At 63.3% G+C, this 25,340-nt stretch carries 22 protein-coding genes; 9 read left to right on the top strand and 13 right to left on the bottom strand.

What is annotated here, in order from left to right:
- Positions 1-36: 36 nt before the first annotated feature.
- On the top strand, positions 37-1,983 hold the full coding sequence (locus HMPREF2526_RS00355; protein WP_070545129.1) for an N-acetylmuramoyl-L-alanine amidase: 1,947 nt from the start codon (positions 37-39) through the stop codon (positions 1,981-1,983).
- Positions 1,984-2,092: 109 nt separating this feature from the next.
- Here HMPREF2526_RS00355 and HMPREF2526_RS00350 read toward each other — a convergent pair whose 3' ends face one another.
- From HMPREF2526_RS00350 to serS, 7 genes are all read right to left on the bottom strand, one after another.
- On the bottom strand, positions 2,093-3,193 hold the full coding sequence (locus tag HMPREF2526_RS00350; protein WP_070545171.1) for an HNH endonuclease signature motif containing protein: 1,101 nt from the start codon (positions 3,191-3,193) through the stop codon (positions 2,093-2,095).
- Positions 3,194-3,316: 123 nt separating this feature from the next.
- On the bottom strand, positions 3,317-4,162 hold the full coding sequence (locus tag HMPREF2526_RS00345) for a Cof-type HAD-IIB family hydrolase (RefSeq protein ID WP_070510901.1): 846 nt from the start codon (positions 4,160-4,162) through the stop codon (positions 3,317-3,319).
- A 189-nt stretch (positions 4,163-4,351) separates the two neighbouring features.
- Positions 4,352-5,899 (bottom strand): glycerol kinase GlpK, encoded by a 1,548-nt coding sequence (gene glpK / locus HMPREF2526_RS00340; RefSeq protein WP_070510899.1) that lies wholly within the window; start codon positions 5,897-5,899, stop codon positions 4,352-4,354.
- Between the two features lie 36 nt (positions 5,900-5,935).
- On the bottom strand, positions 5,936-6,673 hold the full coding sequence (locus HMPREF2526_RS00335) for an MIP/aquaporin family protein (protein WP_070510896.1): 738 nt from the start codon (positions 6,671-6,673) through the stop codon (positions 5,936-5,938).
- A 74-nt stretch (positions 6,674-6,747) separates the two neighbouring features.
- Positions 6,748-8,472: a glycerol-3-phosphate dehydrogenase/oxidase gene (locus tag HMPREF2526_RS00330; protein WP_070510894.1), complete on the bottom strand. Its 1,725-nt coding sequence runs from the start codon at positions 8,470-8,472 to the stop codon at positions 6,748-6,750.
- 332 nt (positions 8,473-8,804) lie between these two features.
- Entirely contained in the window at positions 8,805-10,499 is a 1,695-nt protein-coding gene (locus tag HMPREF2526_RS00325) for a lysophospholipid acyltransferase family protein (RefSeq protein ID WP_070545127.1), read from the bottom strand.
- Between the two features lie 82 nt (positions 10,500-10,581).
- Positions 10,582-11,844 (bottom strand): serine--tRNA ligase, encoded by a 1,263-nt coding sequence (gene serS / locus HMPREF2526_RS00320; RefSeq protein ID WP_070510890.1) that lies wholly within the window; start codon positions 11,842-11,844, stop codon positions 10,582-10,584.
- 66 nt (positions 11,845-11,910) lie between these two features.
- Here serS and HMPREF2526_RS00315 point away from each other — a divergent pair, with 66 nt between their 5' ends.
- From HMPREF2526_RS00315 to HMPREF2526_RS00305, 3 genes are all read left to right on the top strand, one after another.
- Positions 11,911-12,642, top strand: a complete 732-nt coding sequence (locus HMPREF2526_RS00315; protein ID WP_198525913.1) for a GntR family transcriptional regulator — start codon at positions 11,911-11,913, stop codon at positions 12,640-12,642.
- A gap of 73 nt (positions 12,643-12,715) precedes the next feature.
- The gene (locus HMPREF2526_RS00310) at positions 12,716-13,825 is read left to right on the top strand and encodes a septum formation family protein (RefSeq protein WP_070545125.1); all 1,110 of its coding nucleotides are present in this window, start codon (positions 12,716-12,718) and stop codon (positions 13,823-13,825) included.
- A 29-nt stretch (positions 13,826-13,854) separates the two neighbouring features.
- Entirely contained in the window at positions 13,855-14,202 is a 348-nt protein-coding gene (locus tag HMPREF2526_RS00305; RefSeq protein WP_070545123.1) for a metallopeptidase family protein, read from the top strand.
- Between the two features lie 68 nt (positions 14,203-14,270).
- On the opposite strand, the gene HMPREF2526_RS00300 is transcribed toward HMPREF2526_RS00305, so the two are convergent.
- On the bottom strand, positions 14,271-14,918 hold the full coding sequence (locus tag HMPREF2526_RS00300) for a histidine phosphatase family protein (RefSeq protein WP_070545121.1): 648 nt from the start codon (positions 14,916-14,918) through the stop codon (positions 14,271-14,273).
- Positions 14,919-14,929: 11 nt separating this feature from the next.
- Positions 14,930-15,841 (bottom strand): prephenate dehydratase, encoded by a 912-nt coding sequence (gene pheA / locus HMPREF2526_RS00295; RefSeq protein ID WP_070545119.1) that lies wholly within the window; start codon positions 15,839-15,841, stop codon positions 14,930-14,932.
- A gap of 41 nt (positions 15,842-15,882) precedes the next feature.
- On the opposite strand from pheA, the gene HMPREF2526_RS00290 reads away from it, so the two are divergent.
- The 3 genes from HMPREF2526_RS00290 to HMPREF2526_RS00280 all read left to right on the top strand — a co-directional run bounded on the left by HMPREF2526_RS00290 (position 15,883) and on the right by HMPREF2526_RS00280 (position 19,209).
- Positions 15,883-17,028: an amidase gene (locus HMPREF2526_RS00290; protein ID WP_070545117.1), complete on the top strand. Its 1,146-nt coding sequence runs from the start codon at positions 15,883-15,885 to the stop codon at positions 17,026-17,028.
- Positions 17,025-17,723, top strand: coding sequence for a CPBP family intramembrane glutamic endopeptidase (locus tag HMPREF2526_RS00285; RefSeq protein ID WP_070545114.1), 699 nt, complete (start codon positions 17,025-17,027; stop codon positions 17,721-17,723). Before HMPREF2526_RS00290 ends, HMPREF2526_RS00285 begins: the two co-directional genes overlap by 4 nt.
- Positions 17,724-17,814: 91 nt before the next feature.
- Positions 17,815-19,209, top strand: a complete 1,395-nt coding sequence (locus HMPREF2526_RS00280; RefSeq protein WP_083295488.1) for an LCP family protein — start codon at positions 17,815-17,817, stop codon at positions 19,207-19,209.
- 107 nt (positions 19,210-19,316) lie between these two features.
- On the opposite strand, the gene HMPREF2526_RS00275 is transcribed toward HMPREF2526_RS00280, so the two are convergent.
- The 3 genes from HMPREF2526_RS00275 to HMPREF2526_RS00265 are packed head-to-tail and all read right to left on the bottom strand — an operon-like array spanning position 19,317 to position 21,919.
- The gene (locus HMPREF2526_RS00275; protein ID WP_070545113.1) at positions 19,317-20,246 is read right to left on the bottom strand and encodes a DUF5926 family protein; all 930 of its coding nucleotides are present in this window, start codon (positions 20,244-20,246) and stop codon (positions 19,317-19,319) included.
- 21 nt (positions 20,247-20,267) lie between these two features.
- Positions 20,268-20,972 (bottom strand): glycerophosphodiester phosphodiesterase family protein, encoded by a 705-nt coding sequence (locus HMPREF2526_RS00270; RefSeq protein WP_046647624.1) that lies wholly within the window; start codon positions 20,970-20,972, stop codon positions 20,268-20,270.
- Positions 20,972-21,919 (bottom strand): L-lactate dehydrogenase, encoded by a 948-nt coding sequence (locus HMPREF2526_RS00265; protein ID WP_070545111.1) that lies wholly within the window; start codon positions 21,917-21,919, stop codon positions 20,972-20,974. Before HMPREF2526_RS00265 ends, HMPREF2526_RS00270 begins: the two co-directional genes overlap by 1 nt.
- Before the next feature lie 140 nt (positions 21,920-22,059).
- Here HMPREF2526_RS00265 and HMPREF2526_RS00260 point away from each other — a divergent pair, with 140 nt between their 5' ends.
- Positions 22,060-23,901 carry an alpha/beta-hydrolase family protein gene (locus HMPREF2526_RS00260; protein WP_070545108.1) on the top strand — a complete coding sequence of 614 codons (1,842 nt, stop codon included), beginning with the start codon at positions 22,060-22,062 and terminating at the stop codon, positions 23,899-23,901.
- A gap of 15 nt (positions 23,902-23,916) precedes the next feature.
- On the opposite strand, the gene msrA is transcribed toward HMPREF2526_RS00260, so the two are convergent.
- On the bottom strand, positions 23,917-24,567 hold the full coding sequence (msrA, locus tag HMPREF2526_RS00255; RefSeq protein ID WP_070545107.1) for a peptide-methionine (S)-S-oxide reductase MsrA: 651 nt from the start codon (positions 24,565-24,567) through the stop codon (positions 23,917-23,919).
- Between the two features lie 164 nt (positions 24,568-24,731).
- On the opposite strand from msrA, the gene HMPREF2526_RS00250 reads away from it, so the two are divergent.
- Complete coding sequence (locus tag HMPREF2526_RS00250) at positions 24,732-25,334, top strand: superoxide dismutase (protein ID WP_046647628.1); 603 nt, start codon at positions 24,732-24,734, stop codon at positions 25,332-25,334.
- The last annotated feature ends 6 nt before the right edge of the window (positions 25,335-25,340 follow it).

Genomic DNA, 25,340 nt, shown 5'->3' with positions numbered 1-25,340 from the left:
TTAATCTCGTGGCGCACACCATCCTAGGGAGTAACAGTGCACCTCAAACGTCGTCTTGTTCCCGCGAAATCGACGTGGTCGACGCCGGTTATCGCTACGGTCACCTCGATCGCTGTGGTCGCTGCCGCAGCCGTGGGCGGCCAAACCCTTATCCAAACGCAGGAAGCGGGCAGCGGCCCCATCGAAGTGAGCTCGGCCTCCGAATCCTTCGGGTCCGGCGAAACGGTCGTGGTGGATGACCCGGCCATCGCCGCCCAGGGCGAGGGCGAAGGCCCACGCGCCGTCAAGCAATTCCACCGCGATGAGACTTTCTCCTCCTTCGCCGTCACGTGGAAGGGTTCGCGCGACGTCGCGGCCTTCGTCCGCGCTAAGCAGCCAGACGGGTCCTGGTCCGAGTGGTACGACATGGACGCGATGTCCTACAACAACGATGACCCCTCCGCCACGAACGGCACCGAGCTCATCTTCGTGGGCGATACCAACGACGTGCAGGTCTCCATCAACAATGTGGATCTGGTGACCGGGTCGAACCTGGACGAAGAGTTCACCGAAACCCCCGTTGAGGACGCCGCGCTTGACGACGCCCCCTTCAACGTCGGCGACATCGCCCCCGTCGCTGAGACCGAAGAGCTTCCGGCCAATAGCGACGTGGAAGGCCTCGAGGCTGTCTTCATGGACGGCAACGCCCAGGAGGGCGAGGTCATTGAGCCGACCGCTGAGACCGACGGCATGCCGCGCGTGGTCTCGCGCGCAGGTTGGGGCGCGGATGAGAGCATCCGTTGCAAGGGTGCTGACTATGATGACGGCGTCAAGGCCATTGCGCTGCACCACACCGCGGGCTCCAATAACTACACCCGCGCGCAGGCGGCCGCACAGGTGCGCGCCGCGTACAAGTACCACGCCCAGAACCTGGGCTGGTGCGATATCGGATACAACGCGCTGGTGGATAAGTACGGCACCATCTACGAGGGCCGCTACGGCGGGCTCGACGAAGCCGTGCAGGGCGCCCACATCGGTGGCTTCAACCGGAATACGTGGGGTATTTCCATGATTGGTAACTACGAGACGGCTCAGCCAACGGAAGCCTTGCTGGAGTCCGTCACTGACCTGGCTGGCTGGAAGGGCGCGATTTCCGGTGTTGATCCGACCTCCCGCGTTTCCCTGCGCTCGGCGGAGAACTTCCGCGGCTCGCGCTACCCGGCTGGTGCCTCTGCCTCGGTCTATGGCCTCTTCGGGCACAGCGACGTTCACTTCACTGCTTGCCCGGGTCAATACACCATTGCCCAGTGGCCGAAGATCCGCGAGGCGGCCCATAAGAAGTACGTGGCCATCAAGTCGGGCGCGTCTGGTTCGACGTCCACGGACTGGGGCAGCGTGGATACACCTACGCCGGATACCTCCGACTCCACGCCGAACGACAACCACGCGCCTTCCGCTCCTGCACCGGCAGCTCCCGCACAGGAGGCAACGTCCTCGCTGAGCGATACTGAAATCCCGATGAGCACCATCACCGCACTAGTCGGCCTGGCTGGCACCCTCTTCGCCATCATGTATGCCCGCTCCGAGCACCAGGTTGACATGAACCAGACGGTCAATGGCCTGCCGGTGGAGCAGATCCCGGGCATCGTGACCAAGGTGCTTTCCCTGAGCAAGAACGAGGGATTGAAGGAAACGTGGACGGCGGTCCTCAATGCCTTTGGCCCAGCGCTGGGTCTGGCCGTCGGTGGCCCGGATGAGTCGGCCGGCATCATCTACCAGCTCTTCCAGAACGGCGTCGTGCTGAGCTCCGAGGACACTGGTACGCACGCGCTGGTGGGACGCATCGCCAAGGAATGGGCGTCGGGCAATAACTCGGCGACGCTCGGCCTACCGACGTCCGACGAGCTCCCCACCGGCTTCGGCAAGGAAGTCCGCGTGCAGTTCCAGGGCGGTTCCATTGTCTACAACCCGGAGACTGAGCAGATTCAGGTCTTCACGAACTAATCCCAGCCGCACCGCGTGTGCGCAAAACTCACGCGCACAGCCCTGTGGGATCGCCGATATTGCGGGAGCCACCTCGGTGGCTTCCGCTTCGGCATGTTATCTATTGGATTTAGGTATCCGGCGGGGATCCGCCCACTAAGCCCCCGTTGGCCTGCTGCTTCAACGCTGCTTGTGCTGCCTGGTACGCCGCCTGGGAAGTAATCGGCTCCGCCCAGGGTGGCACATAATCCACCCCGCCCCGCAACCGGAAGACATAGCCAGCACCAGTCGGCTTATCCGGGTCATCATCATTAATGCCATTGTGATAAGCACACAACATCGTCAAATTCGGCGGATCCGTCGCCCCACCAGCTTTCCACGGCACCAAATGATGCACCTGACAATAATCAGCCGGCTTATTACACCCTTCACGCGCACACGTCGGATGCTCCGCACTGGCCATTAACCGCTGCTCAAACCCAGCTAAACGCCGCACCCGATGCAACCACACCGGCCCAATCGTTGGATGCACCAACGTCACATACCCAACCTCGGCAAACTTATAGGTTACAAACTCCCGACCCGTCATCCGCCCACCGTTGGTAAGCACAAGCTCAATATCATCGCCCTCACCGCGCACGATCTGATCCAACTCATCCAAGGTGACCACCACATTGGTCGCTACCGCAGGCTTGCTTCCCCCATGAGCCTTAGCAAAGAACACCTGGCCTGCCGCATCCAACAAATCAGCCGAATTAATCGACTCCAAGGTTCCGCGCATCTCACTAATGCGCAAGGCTGAATCAGTAATCGTCAACGAATGCGGACCCGACTTTCGATACGTCAACCGCACCCCAGGTTCAGGCACCCGCCGCGGCCGCAACTGCTTCAACCGTTCCTTCGCCACTTTCGGGATACGGTGTGCCGGAGTCGCCGCAAGCCGAACGCGCAGATTCCACGCATCCAACTCCTTTTTCACCCTGCCGGTATACGACTCAATCAAGCTCAACGTCGCCAGATCATGCCTTTGAGAAACCGCGGCCGCACGCGCCTGGCGCTGCTTGCCGCTAAAACGCGTCGGCCCGAAATACACCGCATGCAGCCCAGTCAACTCCGCAGCATCAGCCACAGAAGCACCACGCGCGCGTAAATCATCCACACTGCCTACCGCAAGCCCCACAAGATCCAACCCCGAACTGCGATAGGAGAAATAAGTCTCCAAATCCCCCATGCCCACGAGACTAAAACACCACCACACACCCCGCAACCGGAGGCAGAAAACTCTCAGAATCTGCTAGAAAAAGGGCAGGTAGCGCTGGGCTTCACGGCTACAGCGCGGCGGGGTACAGCAGCACTAGAACCATCGCTCAAGCACCTTTGCCACACCTGCCTGGTGATGCGCTACCGTCACCGCATCTGCCGCCTCCATGACCTCTGGGTGAGCGTTCTCCATGGCAACCCCGCAACCTGCCCACTCGAGCATCTCGATATCGTTGGGCATATCGCCAAAGGCGATGATGTCTTCGCGGGCGATACCGTGATGCTCGGCCAGCCACTTAATTCCGCGCCGCTTCGTCACGTTGGGGGCCGCCACCTCGAGGATCCCCTCGGACATTGAGTAGGTCACGTGGGCCAGCTCGGAATCGATGTGCGGAGCAATAAGCTCGTAGAGTTCCGGTGCGGAGAACGCGGTGTTGCGGATCAGCAGCTTCACCGCCGGTCGGGACACCAATTCGCCGACGCTCACGAGGCCGAAGCCTTCAAAAAGCGCGTTCTCCGAATAGTGCGATTCCACCACGAAGAGTTCCTCCACCGGATCCAAGACCGAGCCTCCCGTGCGCTCCGCGCCGAAGCCAACACCGCCATGGGGCTCGAGTACCTTCGTGGCCACCTCCACGATTTCCGCGAGGGCTTCAGGCGAGAGCTCGTGGGCGGAGAGCACGCGGTCTTCTGCCGAGTCATAAATCACCGCGCCATTTGATGTCACGCACACCGGGCGCACGGTCAGCTGCTCCAGTACGGGCATGATCCAGCGGAAGGGCCGGCCGGTCGCCAGCGCAAACTCGCTGCCCGCGGCAACTGCTCGGGCCACTGCCTCGCGGTTTCGCCTGGGAACTCGGTGGTTCCGGTCCAACAAGGTACCATCGATGTCACTGATGATGAGGCGCGGAGCGCGGTCCGAAAATACGTCACTGGCCATAGCCCTGAGTCTACGTCAGAGCGATGCACACAAGAGCGCACCCGCAACGCTGGTGGCCACAACAACGTCCACTGCAGCGTTGGCTCCCCACCACCGTGCCGCAGCCCGCCACTCGCACAACGACGAAGGCGGCCGCCACGAGAATGCTCGTGACAGCCGCGCTTGCCTGCAAAGACTGCTACTTAGCCCTTAAGCGATAACGTCGTCATCGTCCACGTCTTCCCAGTTCAGGGAACGCTTGATGGCGCGCTTCCAGTCGCGGTAGAGAGCCTCGACTTCGTCCTTCTCGCGCTGCGGCTTCCAGACCTTGAAGTCGCCCTGCTGGGAGCCCAGTACGCTGAGGTCATCCCAGAAACCGGAATCGAGACCCGCAGCGAAGGCCGCACCGGTAGCGGTGGTCTCCACGTTCTTCGGGCGGTGGACCTCCACGCCAAGCATGTCCGCCTGGAACTGCATGAGCAGCTCGTTCATGGTCATGCCGCCGTCGACGCGCAGCTCGGTGATCTCCACGCCGGAGTCCGCCACCATGGCATCGGCGACGTCGCGAGTCTGGTACGCGGTGGACTCGAGCACGGCGCGGGCCAGGTGCTTGCGGTTGGCGTAGCGGGTCAGACCAACGATGACACCGCGGGCATCCGGGCGCCAGTACGGAGCGAAAAGTCCCGAGAAAGCCGGCACGATGTAGACGCCGCCGTTGTCCTTGACCTCGCGAGCCAGGTTCTCAATGGACGCGGAGTTCGGGATGAGCTGCAGGTTATCGCGCAGCCACTGCACCAGGGAACCACCCATGGAGACGGAACCCTCGAGCGCGTACACCGGGCGCTCGCCCTCGCGCTGGAAGCACACGGTAGTCAACAGACCGTTCTCGGAGAACTTCGGGGTGGTACCGGTGTTGAGCAGGAGGAACAGACCGGTCCCGTAGGTGTTCTTAGCAGAACCCGGGCGGAAGCAGCCCTGGCCAAACATGGCGGCCTGCTGGTCGCCCAGGATGGCGCGAATCGGCACACCGGACAGCGAGCCGCGCTCGCGGACGGTGCGGAAGTCGCCCAGGGACGGGCGGATCTCCGGCAGCATGGAGGTGGGAATCCCCATCTCCTTGCACAGTTCCTCATCCCACTCGAGCTTCTCGATGTCCATGAGGAGGGTACGGGAAGCGTTGGTGACATCGGTGGCGTGCAGGGCTTCCTGGCCGTTGTCGCCGTCGGCGCCACCGGTGAGGTTCCACAGGAGCCAGGTATCGATGGTGCCGAAGAGCAGCTCGCCCTTCTCCGCGCGCTCGCGGGCGCCCTCGACGTTATCGAGGATCCACTTCACCTTCGGGCCGGCTGGGTAGGAGTTGATGATGAGGCCGGTGCGGCGACGCCACTTGTCCGCACCTTCATCACCAGCGAGTTCCTTACAAATCTCGGTGGTGCGGGTGTCCTGCCACACGATGGCGTTGTATACCGGCTTACCCGTGTTCTTGTCCCACACGACGGTGGTCTCACGCTGATTGGTAATGCCAAGTGCTGCGATATCTTCGACATTGATGTCGCCGTTGGCCAAAGCTTCACCCACAGCGCGGCGGGTGTTGCTCCAGATTTCCTCCGGGTCATGCTCGACCCAGCCCTTCTCCGGGAAAATCTGCTCGTGCTCGAGCTGGCCGACGGACACCTGCTCGCCGTCGTGGTTGAAAATGATGCAGCGGGTGGACGTAGTTCCTTGGTCAATCGCTGCAACGTAGCGCTTGGTAGACATTGTGTTCTCCGTTTCTGAGTAGTGAAGGTCTGATTTTTAGAGAGCCATGGACAGCAGGCCGACAGCGACGGCCGCCAAGGTCGGTGCAACCACCGGAACCCAGGCATAACCCCAGTTGGCGCTGCCCTTGTCCTTGATGGGGAGGACGAAGGCGTACATGATGCGGGGTCCGAGGTCACGGACCGGGTTGATCGCGTAGCCGGTAGCGGTGCCGAGGGACAGGCCCACAGACACGACGACGAAGGCAACGGCGAAGTACTTCAGCGGACCCAACTCGCCGCCGGCCGGGCCAAAGGCGATGAACATGAGCAGTACGCAGGTAGCGATGAACTCGGTGGCTGCGTTCCAGCCGTTGTTCGGGTGCGCCGGGGCGGTAAAGAAAATCCCCCCAGTGTTCTTGTTGGCGCCGGTGACGTTGCCGGCTTCATCGAGGTTGTTGGCGTCGAAAAGCTGCTTAAACGTAGCCCAGGCAAGGAATGCACCAAGCATGGCGCCGAGAATTTGCCCCAGCAGGTAGTAGGGAACGAGGCCCCATTCAAGGGAACCGTTCACCGCCAGCATGATGGTGACCGCCGGGTTGAGGTGACCGCCGGAGGGGTCGGCGACACTAGCGCCGATGAAAACCGCGAGGCCCCAGCCCATAGCGATGACGATCCAGTCCGAACCGCGCGCGCCAGAAGTTCGGAGGTTCACAACGGCGCACACGCCGTTGCCGAGCAGGAGCAGCAGTGCAGTGCCGATGAACTCCCACAGGAATGCATCCATTCCGGTCATAAGATGTCCTTTCTTATCTGCCTAGGCCAAGGGCCCAGCGAGGGATATCCACCGCTCGCTAGGCCCCGTGACTTTTAGGCTTCTTCCTTGGTGGCTCGTGCGCTTCCTGCGCGCTCGAGGATGTCGTTTGCTTCACGGTCGGTCAGCGCTGCCTCAGCGGCGAGCTCTGCCTCAGTGTGCTTGGTGAAGTGGGAGACTTCCCGCTCGATATCGGTCTGATCCCAGCCCAGCAGCGGGGCGACGAACTCAGCGATCGGCTGTGCGGCAGCGACGCCGCGGTCGGCGAACTCGATGGCCACGCGCAGGCGGCGGGAGACGATGTCGTCGATGTGCAGGGCACCCTCGTGGGTCACGGCGTAGCGCACCTCTGCCCAGATGTAGCTCTCGGCACCCAGAACCGACTCGAGCAGCGTGGCGTCGTCAGCAGCCGGGGCGAGGACCTCACCGATCAGCGAGCCGTAGCGGCCGAGCAGGTGCTCGATGCGGTCCTCGTCGAGGTTGTAGCGGCGGGCCAGTGCCGGAACCTGGTTAGCCAGTGCGTGGTAGCCGTCCGCACCCAGAATCGGGGTGCGCTCGGTCACGGACTCAGCCACCTTGGTCCCCAGCTCCTTCGCGGCCAGATCCACCGCGTCCTTGCCGATGACGCGGTAGGTCGTGTACTTACCACCGGCGACGGACACCATGCCCGGTGCGACGCGGGCAACGGCGTGGTTGCGCGACAGGTTAGTGGTGGAATCGGACTTGCCGGACAGCAACGGGCGCAGACCGGAGTACACGCCGACGATGTCATCGCGGGTGATCTTGTCGCGCACGCGCTGGTTGACCTCATCCAGGATGTAGTCGATATCCGCCTTGGTCGGCGCCGGATCCGGCAGGGACAGGCCCTTCTCCCAATCGGTGTCGGTGGTGCCGATGATCCAGTACTCACCCCACGGGATGACGAAGAGCACGGACTTTTCGGTGACGAAGCACAGCGCGGCGTCGGCGTCGAGGGCATCCTTCGGGACCACGATGTGAACGCCCTTGGAAGCGTGGACGGTGAACTTGCCTTCAGCGCCCGCCATCTCCTGAATCTTGTCGTTCCACACACCGGTCGCGTTAATGAAGGCCTTGCCCTTCACGGTGGTCTCGCGGCCTGTTTCCAGGTCCCGGACCTTCGCGGCAGTGATGCGGCCGCGGCCGTCCTTCTCAAAGCCAATCACCTCAGTGCCGGTGCGCACGCTAGCGCCATACTCGGCGGCAGTGCGCAGGACGGTCATGGTGTGGCGGGCGTCGTCGACAAGCGTGTCATAGTAGCGCACGCCACCGACGACGGCGTCCTCCTTGAGGCCCGGGGTCACCTTCAGCACGCCCTTGCGGGTGAGGTGCTTCTGCATCGGGACGCTCTTGGCTCCGCCCATCAGGTCATAGAGGGTAAAGCCACCGAACATCATGACGCGCTCCCAGCCGCGGTGGGTCAGCGGGAAGATGAACTTCAGCGGCTTGACCAGGTGCGGCGCTAGGGTCGACATGTTGAGCTCGCGCTCCTTGAGGGACTCCGCAACGAGGCGGAAGTCGAACATTGCCAGGTAGCGCAGGCCACCGTGGAACATCTTGGAGGAACGCGAAGACGTGCCCGCCGCAAAGTCTTGGGATTCCAGCACAGCCGTCTTCAGGCCACGAGTGGCCGCATCCAGTGCAGCACCGGCGCCTACGGAACCTCCGCCGATGATGACGACGTCATAGTCCTCGGTGGAGTAGTCGTTCCACGTCTTTTCAAAATACTCAGGGTTGAAGCTGTTAATACTCGTCGTGGTCATTGTTGACCGAGTCTCCTCTCTCGCTGCACGGCGTCAGAAAGTCCTGTCCAGTTGACGGTGTGCGCAGCATGTTGCACTCATCCACCACGCGCGCCCTGTGCACCGACACCTCGGCCACCTGCTCGAAAGGCGAATGAAGAAGAAGTTTTTCTCCCACAGCCAATGCTATAGGTCACGCCAAATTCTCTCTGGAGACGCTACTCACACGTAAGTTCCGCATCCGTAAGCTGGAGTTTCCAAGGCATTCCATAGGTGAACAAAATAAAATAACACCCCCTTCCAGGGGTGTTAACGGGCGTTGCGAACGCTTCTTAAGTCCAGGGTGTCAAGACTTATTTCTTCTCTTGCTGCAAGCGCGCCATGGCCTCCAGCACCTCGGCCATTCCGTAGCGCTCGGTGGAATACGTCACCGCCTGCGCAGCCTTAATCACCTCAATGGGTGCAGTCTCAAGCGCCACCATGCGCACGGCGACGCCGTCCCCGCCCTCCGCAAAGGTTTCATCCCCGGGCTCATTGGCAAAGAACAGGAGATCCTTAGGCTCGGCCCCAATCTTCTTCACCACGGCCGCCAGCCCCTCCGCGGGGGAAGAGGCCGTCGCCACCACTCCCCCGGGGACATCGTTGAACTGCACCCCTTCGGCACCGTCCGAGCAGGCGATGCGCCAACACGATTGGGGGAGGTCCCCGAAGGCGGCAGCGTCCAGTACCTCGCCCTGTGGCGAGAGCACGACGAACTCCTCAACCTGCGGGTGGAGCTGCGTTAGCGCTTCTTGGAGCCGCGTCGAGATTTCCCCGTTTTCCATGCTCAGCGCGCTCTGATCCGCCACGATCACGCGCGGCGCTTCGGAATACTGCGCCTTCACGCGGTGCGGCAGGCGCGAGACGATGAGCCGAGATTGCGTCGCCGCGGAGAGCAACCCCTGTTCCACGACGGAACCAGCGAAGATTTCCTTGCTGCTCGCAGTCATGGAAGCTTGAGCCTCCATGACATCAGACTTCAGTTGCGCCATCACCCCCGTGACCTTTTCGCGGCCCTCCTCTACGCCGCGCATAGCCTCTTCGACCACCGAGTTGAGGTTTTCCTTGATCCACTCAAGGGTTTCCGGCGCGGTACGCGGGCGGTCCTTCTCGGCGGCCTCGGCTCCGGCTTCTGCGGTACCGGTTTCCTCATTACTACCCGGCTTCATCAACGCCATCCGGTCGCGCATGAGCTCCACGGTGGCCTCGGACACGTGCTCCTTGAGATTGGTCAGATCATCGCGCAGCCGGCGCACACGGTAGCGCTCAGTCTCCACCTCGGAGTCCTGGGCCTCGGCCTCCTCCAGCGTCGGCGCGCCCCCACCCTTACGGGCCGGTACCCAGTATTCGCCAGCCGGCATCGGGCCGAATTCCTCCTCGTACTGAGCCCACAGCCCCTCCAGAGCCTCCTGCATCCGGCGGCGCACCTCCGCGATATCCGCATCGAAATCGCCCGTGGTGTAGTAGGGCTCAAGAGCCGTGATCAGCACTGGGGTCTTGGTGCGGCCTAGGTGCTTCTTCTGGCCCTTCGTCCAAATGCGCTGGGAGCCGAAGATGACCTGCGGGATGATCGGAACACCCGCGCCGTGGGCGATACGCGCCGCACCGTTGCGCATGCTGCGAATCTCGAAGCTGCGGGAAATCGTGCCCTCCGCAAACACACCCACGAGCTCGCCATTCTTGGCCAGCTCGATGCCTTTGACAATCGACGCCCCGCCATCGATGCGATCCACCGGAACATGCCCCATCACCTGAAAAAGCTGACCGGCCACCGGCGTCTGGAAGATGGAGGCTTTAGCCAAGTAGCGCACCAAACGCCGCTTGCGATAAGCCAAGAAGGCCCCGAAGAGGAAATCCATGTAGCCGGTGTGATTGCACACGATGACGGCCCCGCCCTTATCCGGGATATTCTCCTCGCCGGACAGGCGCATCTTCAGCCCCTGGGCCAAAGTCACCCCGCGGCCAATGTGCGTAATCTGCCGGTAGAGGAAATTAGTCACAACGCTCATGATGCTCCAGGGAGGATTTAGGGCCTTAAGAGGGCACAACCGGGGATCGAAGGGGGCGCCTGCGGCGCCTCCTGTCATTCTTCTAGGAGTTTACGGGGTAAAGAACGTCCTTACCCACGAATGGGCGCAATGCCTCCGGAACCACGACGGACCCATCTGCCTGCTGGTGGTTCTCCAGGATGGCCACGAGCCAGCGGGTGGTAGCCAGGGTGCCGTTGAGCGTGGCGGCGTACTGGGTCTTGCCGTTCTCGTCGCGGTAGCGCGTGGAGAGGCGGCGCGCCTGGAAGGTGGTGCAGTTCGAGGTCGAAGTGAGCTCGCGGTACGTGCCCTGGGTAGGCACCCACGCCTCGTTATCGAACTTGCGGGCTGCAGAAGAACCGAGGTCTCCGCCCGCGATGTCGATGGTGCGGTAGGGCAGCTCCATCGCCGCGAGCATGTCCTTTTCCATGTTCAGCAGCTTCTGGTGCATCTCCTCGGCGTCTTCCGGCTTGCAGTAGACAAACATCTCCAGCTTGTCGAACTGGTGCACGCGCAGAATGCCGCGGGTGTCCTTGCCGTGCGAACCCGCCTCGCGGCGGAAGCAGGAGGACCAGCCCGCATACTGCAGCGGGCCCTTGGACAGGTCGATGATCTCTTCCTTGTGGTAGCCAGCCAGAGCCACCTCCGAAGTACCGACCAGGTAGAGATCATCCGCCGGCAGGTAGTAGACCTCATCCGCATGCTGACCCAAGAAACCGGTGCCCTGCATCACGTCCGGGCGCACGAGCACCGGCGGGATCATGAGGCTAAAGCCGGCCTCACGGGCCTTCTGCGCAGCCAGCATAAGCATGCCCAGCTGCAGGAAGGCGCCGTCGCCGGTGAGGTAGTAGAAACGTGCGCCGCCGACCTTGGCGCCCCGCTTGACGTCGATAAGCCCCAGCGTCTCACCCAACTCCAGGTGATCCTTCGGCTCGAAGTCGAACTGCGGTTTCTCACCGACCTCCTCGAGCACGACGAAATCATCCTCGCCACCAGCCGGGGCACCCTCCACCACGTTGGAGAGCTGGTACTGCAGCTCCTCCACCTTGGCCTCGGCCGCGGCCGCTTCCTCGCCGGCCGCCTTGACCTTTTCCTTCAGCTCATTGGAGCCCTCCAGCAGCGCCGGGCGCTCCTCCGGGGAGGCCTGGCCAATCTTCTTGCCAAAGGCCTTCTGCTCCGAGCGCAGCTGGTCTGCCTTCACAATGGCCGCGCGACGCTGTTCATCGGCGGCGAGCAGCTGGTCCACCAAAGCGGGGTCCTCCCCACGGTTTACCTGGGAGGCGCGGACGACATCGGGATTTTCGCGAAGAAACTTGAGATCAATCACGCCGGATAGTCTAGCGCACGGCCATACCTTTGCGCTGGTCATAACCAGCGCATTATCATGAATAACATGGCACCTCACATTATTACCGACGGCCCCGTGCCCAAGCACGCTCAGCTGCGGGATATCCTCTCCGAGCTCTGCCGAACCACCCTCAAACCCGGTGACATCCTCCCCGGCGAGCGCATTCTCGAAGAAACCTACGGTGTTTCCCGCATCACCGTACGCCGCGCCATCGGTGATTTAGTGGCCGAGGGCCGCCTGCGGCGGGTGCGTGGCAAGGGCACCTTCGTGGCTCCGAACCCACTGGTCTCCCGGCTCCATTTGGCCTCCTTCTCCGATGAGATGGGCCACCAAAAGGTCCAGGCTTCCTCGAGAATCCTGCTGGGTGAGCGTAGCACCGCCCCCAGTGAGGTCTGCGAGTTTTTCGGCACGGAAACCACCGTGGCCCATACCCACCTGCGGCGCCTGCGCTTGGGCGATGGCGAGCCCTATTCCATCGACGATGGCTGGTACAACTCCACCTTTGCGCCGTCGCTGCTGGAGAATGACATCTACAATTCCGTCTACGCGATTTTGGATAGCACCTTCGAGGTCCCCATCACCGAGGCCGAGCAGACGGTCACGGCCGTCGCGGCAGACGAGGACATCGCCGAGCTTCTCGACGTCTCACCGGGCACCCCACTGCTGCACATCACCCGCCTCGCCCGCTCGGGGGACCGACCGGTTGAATGGTGCTCCTCGGTCTACCGCACAGACCGCTACCGGCTCACAACGCACGTCTCCCGCGCACGTATCTAGCGGCGCCGTGCTCCCGCACGGTGCCGGGCGGGCTAGAAGCCAGGGACGCTAAGGGAGTAGTATGAAGAGTTCTATGAGCACTTCATCTGCGTGGCGCTCCGCCTCCGCCATCCGCGTCGTCCTCGTTGCAGCCGTGGCCGCGGCCGCCTTCATGGCGTCCTACGGCCTCTTCAGCGGCGAGCCAACCGGCACCGATTCGGCCGCACAAGGCTCCGCTACCCCCAGCGCCGACGGCAGTCAGGCTGCCGATCCCTCCGAAGGAGAGATCGCATCCTTTACCACCGCCTCCGCTGGTTCGTGCGTGACGTGGGACATCGCCCCAGACGGCACTGCCACCGACTTCGAGCAGACCAGCTGCGATAAGCCACACCGCTTCGAGGTCTCCTCCCGCGAGGACCTCAGCGCCTACCCCACCAGTGAATTCGGCCCCAATGCCAAGCGCCCCGATATCACACGGCAAAACGCCCTGCGCGATGAGCTGTGCGAAGCCCCCACGGTGAGCTACCTCAACGGCAAGTGGGATCCCAACGGCCGCTACGACATCGCCTCCATCCTGCCGCCGGCCGCCTCCTGGGAACAGGGCGACCGCACCTTGCTGTGCGGCCTGCAGACCACCGACGCCAACGGCGTCCCCCAGGAATCCACCGGTAAGGTCAGTGAGGTGGACCAGGCGGTCGTCGCCAAGCCCGGCGAATGCCGCAAGGTGGACGAGAACCAGGTGCTCAGCACCGTTCCGTGTAGCGAGCCGCACCAGATGGAGACCGTATCCGTCATTAACCTGGCCGAGAAATTCCCCGATGGCTACCCCAACGACGAGGACATGGATAAGTTCCTCTCCGAAACGTGTACTCAGGACGCCATGGACTACCTGGGCGGCGAGGAAAACCTCTACCAATCCACACTGCAGCCTTTCTGGGGCGCGATGAACCGCGAGTCCTGGGAGGCCGGCTCCCGTTCGGTGAACTGCTCCCTCATCCATGTCAACGAAGGCCTGTTTTCCACCATTACGGGCTCCGCTGCGGAGGGACGAGATTCCCTGAACATCAACGGTGCCCCGCCCACCGAGCAGCCGAAGCGCAACCCGCTGCGTGATCAGAACGCCCAGCCGGGCGGCGAGAACTCCCAGCCGGCTGGCGACAGTGCCGTTCCTGCCGCCACTACTGCACCGGCGCCGGCCCAATAAACCCCGACTATTCCACAGGGAGTAAGCACATGTACGAGGTCAGCGAGGAACGCTTCGAAGAGCTAGTCGGTGAGGCCCTGGATAAGATCCCCGATCGATTCGTCGACCAGATGCGCAACCTGGTCATCTTGGTGGAGGAAGAAAACCCAGAAAACCCTAACCTGCTGGGCCTCTACGAAGGCGTGATGCTCACGCACCGCACCGCCTCGCACACTGGCTACCTGCCGGATACCATCTCCATTTACCGGCAACCTTTGCAGGCCATGAGCAACTCGGAAGAGGAGCTGGCCCACGAGGTCATGGTGACCGTCTTCCACGAGGTCGGACACTACTTCGGTTTCGAGGAGGACCGCCTCCACGAGCTCGGCTGGGGGTAGGCGCCCAGCGGGGCGCCCAGCGGGGCGCCTACCGCGGCCACAACGAAACCTACCGTGGCCGCAGCGGGTTAGACTTCGGTATCCGCCCAGCGCTTGAGTGTCCACTGGCCAAAAGACTGCCCCTGCGGCTCCATGAGGGTAAAGCGGCAGTTCGGCATGTAGCCGGTATAGGCAAAGTCTGGGTCCACGCCGCAGGCATGTCTCGTCACTACGCGAATGGCGGCGCCGTGGCTGACGACGACAATGTCTTCATCATCCTCCAGCTCCGCAGCGAGATCCTCCAACACCGGTTGGTAGCGCTCGAGCACATCCACGTAACTCTCACCGCCAGGCATCCGGGCAGCCTCATCGCCGTCGAGCCAGCCGCGCAGCGCCACCATGTACTCGCGGTGGGTATCCTCGCTGCCGCTCATTTCATGCTCACCGGCAAAGACCTCGTGCAGGCCTACACGCACTTCGACGGGAACGTTGCGCTCATCAGCGGCCTCGCCGTATGTACGGGCGGCCAGCATCGCGGTCTGCTGGGCGCGCAGGGCAATAGAACACACAAAGCGCACGCGGCGTCCCGCGCACAGCTCAGCTAGCTCGCGGCCAACATCCTCCGCCTGGCCACGGCCGCGCTCGGTGAGCTCGGCACCCGGCGGGCGGGTGTCCATGATGCGGTCAATATTGGAAAAGGTCTGGCCGTGGCGCAGCAGGATGATTCTTCCGGTCATGTTTCACCACACTATTGGCCGGTGCGCGCCTGCGCTACCCATTCATCGGCATCTTGCAACCGCGCCAGATTCCGTGGCGCCTCCCCTAGCGCCACCACGGAAGGCCAAGAACCCACGAAAACGACATCCTCCGCGCGCAACCACAGCGCCCGCAGCGCCTCCGCTACCGGCTGGTCCTCGATGTGCCCGATGAGGTCGGCGTGGAAGCGGTAGTTGCCAAAGACGGTGCGCAGCGGACGGGATTCGATGCGGGAGAGGTCCACCCCGCGGTGCGCGAATTCCTGCAGGGCCCCAACCAGGGAGCCCGGCTCATTGGGCAGGGTGAAGATGACGGACGTCCTATCGTTGCCGGTCCGCGCGGTCGGTTTTCCGGCCGGCCCCACGAGGACGAACCGCGTCGTGGCCCCCGCGACATCCGCCACGTTGTCCGCAAGAGAATCCAGCCCGAAGACCTCCGCTGCCCGTGCCGGGGCGGCCGCGGCATCCACCTCCCCGCGCGCCACGGCCTGCGCCGCCGCGCCATTCGACGCCGCCGGAACATAGTCCACGCCCGGCAGGTTCTGCTCCAACCAACCGCGCACCTGCTGGTAGGCCACAGGATGCGTGGAGAAGGTGCGAAGAGTCTCCGCGGAAGTGCCGGGACGCACCAGAATAGAGAAGGACACCGGCAGGTCTACTTCGCGGTAGATCTGGACCCGGGAGCCGTCGGCAAGCGCGTCAAAGGTGGCTGTTACCGGACCGTCCACGGAGTTTTCAATGGCCACGCAGGCATAGTCCGCCGCACCAGAGCGCACCGCCGCCAGCGCCTCGGCCGGCGAGTTTACCGGCAGCCCCTCAGGGGAAGCAAAGTCAGCGGCGAAGTGCTGCATCGCCGCTTCCGTGAAGGTTCCGGCGGGCCCGAGGAATGCGATGGTGGTGCTCATGACAGCAACTTTATCTCACGTAACTACTAAACTGAGCCGCCATGGACAGCACCGAGTTCACTCTGGATAAGCTGCGCGAGGATCTATCTGGTCTGGACCCCGCGGAACACGGCTTCACGTACCTCGACCTCGAGCGCCGGCCGCAGGCGCACGGGCGCTTGAGCGGCTGGATTCTCTCGGTCAAGGACCTCAATGACGTCGCCGGCATGCCCACCACGCTCGGCCATGCCGAGCGCACCTACGTGGCGGAGGAGACCGATCCTTTCGTGCAGGAGCTGATCGACGCCGGCGCGCTCATCGTCGGCAAGTCCGCCGCGCCCGAACTGGGCCTGCGCGTGGACACCGAACCCGTAGGCCTGCCCCACCCGGATAACCCGCTCTACCCGGGCCATACCCCGGGCGGTTCCTCCGGTGGAGCGGCGGTCCAGGTGGCGCGGGGTCTGCTGCGCGCTGCGCATGCCTCCGACGGCGGAGGCTCCATCCGCGTGCCGGCTGCCGCCTGTGGCGTCGTCGGGTTCAAGCCCGGCGGTGAGGACCTCTCGGTGCAGGGGTTCATCACGCGCAGCATCGCCGATACCGCAACGCTGCACGGCCTTCGTCCGCGCGCCCGGCGCGCCCGCATCGGAGTGCTGACGGATCCCCTCTTCGCTAACACCGAGGTGGCCCCGCACATGCTGCGCGCGGTCGCAGAGGCCACCGCCACCTTTGAAGGCGCGGGATTTGAAACCGTGGCCATTTCCCCTTACCCCCAGGCCGCGACTACCTTTGAGGCCTTTCAACACATCTTTAGCCGCCGGCTGGCCGGCCTTGACTTCGCGGAGGGTTACGCGGAGTGGATCCGTGCGAAGGGCCGGCGCGTCACGGATTCCGAATTCGCCTCAGCCCGCGCGCACGCCGCGCAGCTGCCGGAGCTGCTGGCACAAGAGTGGGAAGTCGATGCCATCTTGAGCCCCATGCTGGCCTTCGATCCGCCCCGGCGTGGGCACTTCCTGGCGCTGGAGCACCAGGCCAACTTTGATGAGCAAACGCGGTGGTCACCGTGGGGTTCGTTGTTCAACGTGGCGCAGCTGCCTGCCATCTCCGTGCCGTGGCCGGTGCGCGATCACCCGCCCGTGGGCGTGCAGTTGGGTTCAATCACGCTTGACGAGTCCTCCCTTCTCGGCCTCGCCCAGGTGCTTCACCCATGACCGCGCGCTCACGCCTGCGCGCGGAAATCCTCATCGTCCTGACCATCACTTTTGGTGTCTCGGGCGTGCGCGCCGCGCTGCGGCTGACCGATTCCCTGCTCAACCCCGCCCCGCTCAACGAGCAGTCGGTCACCATCAACGCCTCGCAGTCGGCGACGACGCTGCTCGACCTTGCTTTCCAGCTCTGCAGCGCCGCGGTGCTCTTCGCGTGGGGAGCACTTGCGCTCTACCTGATCTCCTTCCCGCCCCGCCCGCGGTGGCGGGATGGTGTCCACGGCGCAGCGCTAGCGGCAGTCATTGGTCTGCCGGGGTTGGTGCTGTATTACGTGGCGCTGCACTTCGGGTGGACCAAGGAGGTGGTGCCGGGAGCGTTCGATACGTGGATTGAGATCCCGGTGCTGCTCATCAAGTCCTTCGCCAACGCGTGGGCGGAGGAGCTGGTGGTGGTGTACTGGTTCATGACCAGGCTCAAGCAGTCTGGGTGGGCCCTGCCCGCAACGCTGGCTGCTTCCTCCATCCTGCGCGGCTCTTATCATCTCTACCAGGGTGTTTCCGCAGGCTTCGGCAATATCATCATGGGCGTGCTCTATGGCTGGTACTTCCACCGCACGGGGAAGGTGTGGCCTCTGGTCATCGCGCATTTTCTGATCGACGCCATCGCTTTCGTGGGCTACGCATTGCTCTTCGGTGCTTAAGCATGGGCCAGAGTTCATAGCATCACAAAGACCACAACCACGCCCTGTGTGAAAGGTGGGGCGGAAGTGATTTCGCGGTACAGTGTTCCCCATGACCTACCAAGGACACGATCCAGAGCGCGATTCCCGCCGCGCTGGCGATCCCCACGGCGATTCCCGCCGCGCGGGTGCCACTGGCCCGGCCCACCCCCACGGCCCGGATGGCCCGCGCGGTGCGCATGCTGCCGGGCAGGATGCCGGTGAGTTCGTCCTTGGCGCTGACGGGCAGCCCCTGCGGGATCGCTACGGACGCCCAGTGCGTCGCCGCCCCTCCGGGCAGCGAGCTAATCCCACGCACTCTTCTTCTCGCGCTCAGCGCCCCAGTGCGCAGCGCTCGCGTCCGGAGGAAACCCGCTTCGACGTCGATGCCTATATGGCTCAGCACGCATCGCCGCGCCCGGCGCCCCAGCAGAACATGCCCGCCCGGGAACCTGCCGCCGGCGCATACCGGCGAAGCCCCGACGCACCACCGCGCAGCTACTCCCCACAAACTGCGTCCCGCGGGCGTCCTGCTCGGCGCCCGCACAGCCGCCGCAAGAAGGTCAACCCGGCCAAGCAAGTATTCGGCTGCTTGGGCTGGCTCATCGTCATCGCCCTCGTCTTCATGGTGGCCTTCACCTTGTGGACGGATTCGCGCCTGACCCGTATCGATGCCTTACCCTCCGAGCAGGTGGCGCCGACCTCCGGGACGAACTGGCTGTTGGTGGGCTCGGACTCGCGCCAGGGCCTCACCGAGGAACAACAGGCCGAGCTGGGCACCGGCGGTGACGTAGGAGTTGGCCGCACCGACACCATCATGCTTCTGCACATTCCCGCATCCGGAAAGGCCCAGCTGGTCTCCATTCCGCGCGATAGCTACGTCGATGTGCCCGGCTTCGGCATGGACAAGGTCAACGCCGCCTTCACCTACGGTGGGCCGCAGCTGCTGACCCAAACCGTGGAACAAGCCACCGGCCTCCACATCGATCACTATGCGGAGATCGGCATGGGCGGCTTAGCCAACGTCGTGGATTCCGTGGGCGGCGTGGAGATTTGTGTCAAGGAGCCCATCAACGATCCGCTCGCCGGCATCGACCTCCAAGCGGGCTGTCAGAAGCTTCGCGGACCAGATGCCCTTGGCTACGTGCGCACCCGCGCTACCGCGATGGGTGACTTGGACCGCGTCGAACGCCAGCGCGAGTTCTTCGCCGCGCTGCTGGATAAGGCAACGTCCTTCTCCACCATCGGCAACCCCTTCAAGGCCATCTCCTTGGTCAACCACACCGCAGATTCCTTCATCGTCAACGAGAAGGACCACGTCTGGCACCTTGCCCGCGTGGCACTGTCGATGGCCTCGGGTGTGGAGACGAAGACTGTGCCGATCGGCGGCTTCCAGGACACGGTCGTGGGCAATGTCGTCCTCTGGGATGACGCCGAGGCCCAAGCACTTTGGGACTCCATGCGCTAAGGCTCCGGCCGGTCGTTTCGATCAAATAGGGCTCCAAAACCTGTGTGGGTTTTGGAGCCCTATTTGATCGATATGTACCTAAGCCTCGGGGCGAAGGTGCCGAGGAATTAGCGCAGCGTCACCTGACGGGACTTGATGTTCTGCAGCTGCTTGCGCTCATCGGCGTTGAGGTTGGCGTCGTTGGAGATCTCCTCCTCCAACGCCTTGTTCACGCGGGACAGCTCGGCCTCGTAGGAGTCGTGCGCGACCTCTGGGTCGAGGTCAAAGACCGGGGCGATCAGACCGTGCGTGCGGAAGACACCGGCGAACTTGGTGTCCTCGCCCAAGTTGAGCTCGCCGCGAGCGGCCACGCGCGCCAGCGCGTTGAGGAAAGCATTCTCGTCATCACAGGGGCGGACCCAGCGGATGTGGGCCTTGCCGCCCCCGGCGTTAGCCCAGAAGGCGGTGCCGACAAAACCTTCGGCCTCCTGGCCCACCTGGTAGGACTCGATGACGGAATCGTTGGCGCGCTGCAGAGCCTGCGCCATCTGCGGAGGAACCTGCGCGCCCTCCGGCATCCACCACGCGAAGTCCTGGTAGACGTTGATCTCCAGCTCGGCGTCTTCCTCAAGCAGCTCCTTGAGCTCCGGCTGGGAGCCGTCGGCAGCGGTGGACTCGAGGGTGGAACCCGGCGCGTTGTTCTTCACCCAGTTCAGGGCAAAAGCCAGGTCGCGGCCCGGGTTGTGGGTGTGGGACTGTACCTGCAGGCCCACGAAAGCCTCGCCGCCAGACTCCTCGTCACGAATAAGCGCCGCGGTAGCACCGGGCAGCACGGTGGCGATGTAGACGTCCTTGTCAAAGCCCTTGACGGACAGCTTCGCCGTTGCGGAAGGAACAAATTCCTGCAGGGCGACGAGGCTAGCCTCAGCGGCGAGCCCACCGAAGGGGCGAGGGTCCTTTTCCAGGGCAGCGCGCTCGGCGGCGCGGGCAGCGAGCTTAGCTTGGCGGCGGGACATGCCCTCCGGCAGCTGTTCGTTCTTCTTTTTCTTCTTGGCCATACTGAACAACTTACCTGTTCATTACAGCTCAATGGCATGCAGGGCCACTTCCGGCTGGTTCGTGGCGAGAATATCCACCCCATTGGCCCATGCCCACTTCATATCCTCGGGTTTATCGATGGTCCACATGTACGTGGGCAGACCATGCGCGCCAATGGCACCAGGTTGCAGCTTGCCGCGCAACAGCGACATGCCCAGGCCAGTGGGCTGCGATAACAGGATATCGGGGCGGTTGAAATGGCGCTCCCAATCGCGGCGCAGGTAGATGCGGTCAACGTGCGGGGCGAGCGCTGCCATTCGACGGATGGCCCGGTGGGAAAAGGAAATCATGTGGATCCGGGGGTCGTCGAGAAGCCCTGCATAGCGCAACCGCAGCACCATTTGTTCTTCGAGGATGTCGCCCTGCCCCGAGGGATGCTTGGTCTCAATGTAGAGGTGATGCTTCTTGTCACCGAGCATCTCGAGGAGCTCGTCGAGAAGCAGCATGCGCTGGCCGCCGCCAATCTTCAGGCGGCGCAGCTCCTCCCAGGTCAGGCGAGACACTCGGCCCGAGCCGTTCGTGGTGCGGTCCAGGGTGGGATCGTGGTGAACCACCACCTTGCCATCGCTGCTCAGGCGGATATCGCACTCGATACCGTGAATGGGAAGCGCGAGCGCTTTTTCAAAGGCAAGAGGGGATAGCTCCGGATATTTCCCGGAGTATCCCCTGTGGGCGACGATCTTCACTAGCCGAAGATTTCTTCCTTGATGGTGTTGAGCGTGTTGAAGGAGTTCTCAAAGCGCTCCTTCTCGTGGTCATCGAGGGCCAGCTCGATAACGCGGTTGACGCCGGAGCGGTCAACGATGGCCGGGGTGCCAATGAAGACATCCTCGTGGCCGTACTCGCCCTGCAGGTAAGCAGAGACCGGCAGCGCAACAGCCTGGTTCTGGATGACCGCGCGGGTGATGCGGGCCAGGGCCATGCCGATGCCGTAGGAGGTGGAGCCCTTAGCGTCGATGATGTGGTAGGCGGCGTCGCGGGTGTCCTCGAAGATCTTCTCGATACGCTCGTTGTAGCCCGGGTCCTCCTCAGAACGGTGGGACAGGGAGACACCTGCGATGTTGGCGGAGGAGACGACCGGCAGCTCGGAGTCACCGTGCTCACCAATGATGTAGGCGTGGACGGAGGTCGGCGCCACGTCATCCATCTCAGAGAGCATGTAGCGGTAGCGGGCCGAGTCCAGGACGGTGCCGGAGCCGATGACGCGCTGGTGCGGGAAGCCGGAGGCCTTCCACACCGCATAGGTCAGCAGGTCCACCGGGTTGGAGGCGACCAGGAAGATGCCGTCGAAGTCATTCTTCATGACGTCCGCCACGATGGAGTTCATGATGTTGACGTTCTTGTCCACGAGCTGCAGGCGGGTCTCACCAGGCTTCTGCGCAGCACCGGCGCAGATGACGACCATGGAGGCGTCCTTGCAGTCTTCGTAGGTGCCCTTGGTCACGCGGGTGCGGGACGGGGCCCAGACGACGCCATGGTTGAGGTCCATGACGTTGCCTTCGAGCTTCTTTTCGTCGATGTCGATGATGGCCAGGTGGTCAACAGTGCCCTGGTTGACCAGAGCGTAGGCGTAAGCAACTCCAACGTCGCCAGCACCGATGAGTACTACTTTGTTTCCAACATGATTTCCCATGCCTCCTATTGTGCCCCCAATGTCCGAATTTTGCTCGTTATGCGCCCGAATTCACAGGACCAGTAGTCCGATCTCACATTTTCATGTCCGATTGTGCACGGTTTGAGGCTTCCCTGCGCGCCCGCACTAAAGCTGGTTCAATGGCCACCATGCGTCAACTCGCACGCCGCATCGCACTGACAACCGCTCAGAAGGGCCTTCAGGCTGCAATCTTTTCCCTGGAGCTCATCAGCGATCTCACACCCGGCATGCGCATGACCGGCCGGCGGCGCCTGCCGCAAAATATGTGGCCCGGGATCTTCGGCGCGGAGGTAGCAACCTGGGCAGCCGTCTCCCCGTCGCTATTGCCACGCCCGTGGTGGGTCACTGCCGCCAACGTGGCCATCGGCCAAGGTGCGGGACACCTCGCCGCTACCACCGCGGCCTTCGCAGCGAAGCGCGGGCTCCGCCTCGCTGGGCGACGCCCCCAGGACCACGTGGGCCCCACCACCCGGCGCTACTCCTACTACCTGCTTGGGCTCGGAACATTCATCGCGGGCATACGCTCCCTGCGCAACCAATCAGAACAAGCCCGCCTCGTAAGCAAGCTCAATGACCGCGGCCCCCAATCCGCAGCACTGGGCATGGTGGTGGGCACCGCGGGCTACGGCGCCCTGCTCATCGTCGGGGAGGCAGCGCAGATCGCCGTCACCCAGCTTTCCCGCCAGGTGCAGCGCTGGCTGCCCAGGTGGATAGCGTGGCCGCTAGCAGGTGGCGCGGTCGGCTTCGCTGCGGCTGTGGTCAGCGACCGCATGGTGTGGCGCCGGCTGCTCCGCAGGGCCTCCATCCAAGGTCTGGCCCTCAATAAATTGGTGTACCCAGGCTCCGCGATGCCGTGGGAGCCGGAACGCTCGGGAAGCCCCTGGTCCCACGAGCCGTGGACGGCCGTCGGCTCCCAGGGCAGGGCCTTCCTCGACCGCGGCCCACGCGCCCAGGACATCAAAGAAGTTATGCACTTCGAACGTGCCCACGAGCCGATCCGTATTTACATCGGGCTCATCCGCGGCCGTGGTCCGCACGCCGCCGCCCGCCACGCGGTGGCGGAGATGGATCGCACGGGCGCTTTCCACCGCGACACCATCGTGCTGCAGATGCCCTCCGGCTCAGGCTGGATCAACAATTATTCGGTCAGCGGCTATGAATTCCTCACGCGCGGCAATTGCGCCACCGTAGCCCTGCAATTTGACTACCTGCCCTCCATGTTTTCCTATCTGGTGGACAAGAACCTCTCCCGCACCTTTGCGCGCGAGCTCATCGCCGCCGTTCATGCCCGCCTCGCGCTCTTGCCTGAGGACAACCGCCCGAAGCTGTACTTAAGCGGCGAGTCCTTGGGCTGCTATGCCATCGTGGAAAACTACGAGACGCTCGAAGAACTGCTAGCCGACTGCGATGGTGCGGTGTTCACTGGGCCGCCTCGGATGACCAGCTTCATGCGGCGCCTGCACCGCGAACGCGGTTCCCTGGAACGCCTGCCGCTTATCGACGGCGGCCGGCACCTCCGCTTCGCCAGCGTTCCCGCCCACATGGAACACGATGCCTTCGGCGAACCCTATGGCCCCTGGGAGCGCCCGCGCGTGGCGGTGGGGCAGCACGCCTCCGATGCCATCGTGTGGTGGGACAGCAAGCTCATCTATGCCCGCCCCAACTGGATCCACGAGCCGACCCCGCAGACCTTGTACGCAGATACCTTTAAGAACCTGCGCTGGCATCCGTTCATCACCTTCTGGCAGGTAGCGCTGGACCAGATCAACTCGCTCAACGTGCCGGGTGGCCACGGGCACAACTACTTTGAGGAAACCTTCTGGTACTGGGATTCCGTCCTCGGCTCCCAAACGCGAACCCAGCTCACCCCGGAGCTCGCCGAGCGCATGCGGGCCTTCGTGGAGCGCGACCAGCTCAACAAACCTTCCGACTTCCGCACGCACGTGCGCAAGCAGCTCTAGCCGCGCGCCCGCGCGCTAGCCGCACTTGACGCCGGTGCTGTGGTGCGGGCAGTAGCCGTTGGGCACCTTGTGCAGGTACTGCTGGTGTTCGTCCTCGGCCAGGTAATACTCTCCCGAGTCTGTCTCGCTGAGGAGGGTGACTTCGGTGGTGGTGGCGCCAAAGCCGGCGTCGGCAAGCTTGCCTGCGTAGGAATCCACGAGCTGCTGGATCTCTTGGCGCTCCTCCTCGGTCTCTGGGTAGAACGCCGAGCGGTACTGCGTGCCGACATCGTTGCCCTGGCGGAAGCCCTGGGTGGGGTCGTGAGCCTCCAGAGCCTTGACCACTAAGTCTCGCAGGCGCACACGCTGCGGGTCGTAGGTAATCTGCACCGCCTCCGCGTGGTTGGTCAGCCCACGGCAGACCTCGTAGTAGGTCGGGTTAGGCGTGGTGCCGCCCGCATAGCCCACGGACGTGGACTCCACGCCCTCAGTTTCCCAGAACATCTTCTCCGCGCCCCAGAAACAGCCGATGGCAATGATGAGGGACTTCTGCCCGTCCTTCCACGGTCCAGTAATCGGAGTGCCCAGGACCGCGTGGGGCTGCGGGTTGTCCAAGACGGGCTCGGCGCGCCCGGGAAGGGCGTCCTCCGCTGCCACCAGCTTGGGCTCTGGTTTGAAAAGAAACATGCTGGGTTCTCCTTACACTTAGCGTTGTCCTCCCCTTATACTCCGCTACGCCGCTTGCAATCCAGGTTTTCGTTCACGGCGGTTCCCATTAAAAAATTATTGTGGCCAAATCCTCATCCGCGCCCTACGATGGGGCCTCGTACCCCAAAGAAAGGATGACACAAATGGCTGTTTACGAACTTCCTGAACTCGACTACGCATACGACGCTCTGGAGCCGCACATCTCCGCTGAGATCATGGAGCTGCACCACTCCAAGCACCACGCTGGCTACGTTGCTGGCGCTAACGCTGCGCTCGAGGCTCTGGAGGAGCAGCGCAACGGCGAGGCTAACGCTGACGCTATCCGCGCTCTGTCCAAGAACCTTGCCTTCAACCTGGGTGGCCACACCAACCACTCCATCTTCTGGAAGAACCTCTCGCCGAACGGTGGCGGCGAGCCGACCGGCGAGCTGGCTGAGGCTATTAACCGCGACTTCGGTTCCTTCGAGAAGTTCAAGGCTCACTTCTCCGCTGTTGCGACCGGCCTGCAGGGCTCCGGTTGGGCAGTTCTGGGCTACGACCACGTTGCTGGTCGCCTGATTATTGAGCAGCTCACTGATCAGCAGGGCAACATCTCGGTGAACTTCACCCCGCTGCTGATGCTGGATATGTGGGAGCACGCCTTCTACCTCCAGTACAAGAACGTGAAGGCTGACTACGTCAAGGCTGTCTGGAACGTCTTCAACTGGGATGACGTTGCTGAGCGTTACGCTGCTGCCACCAAGTAAGCATTC

The organism is Corynebacterium sp. HMSC070E08 (genome assembly GCF_001808895.1).
In the GTDB taxonomy this organism is placed as follows: domain Bacteria; phylum Actinomycetota; class Actinomycetes; order Mycobacteriales; family Mycobacteriaceae; genus Corynebacterium; species Corynebacterium hiratae.
This window is presented reverse-complemented; position numbering and strand designations above follow the sequence as displayed.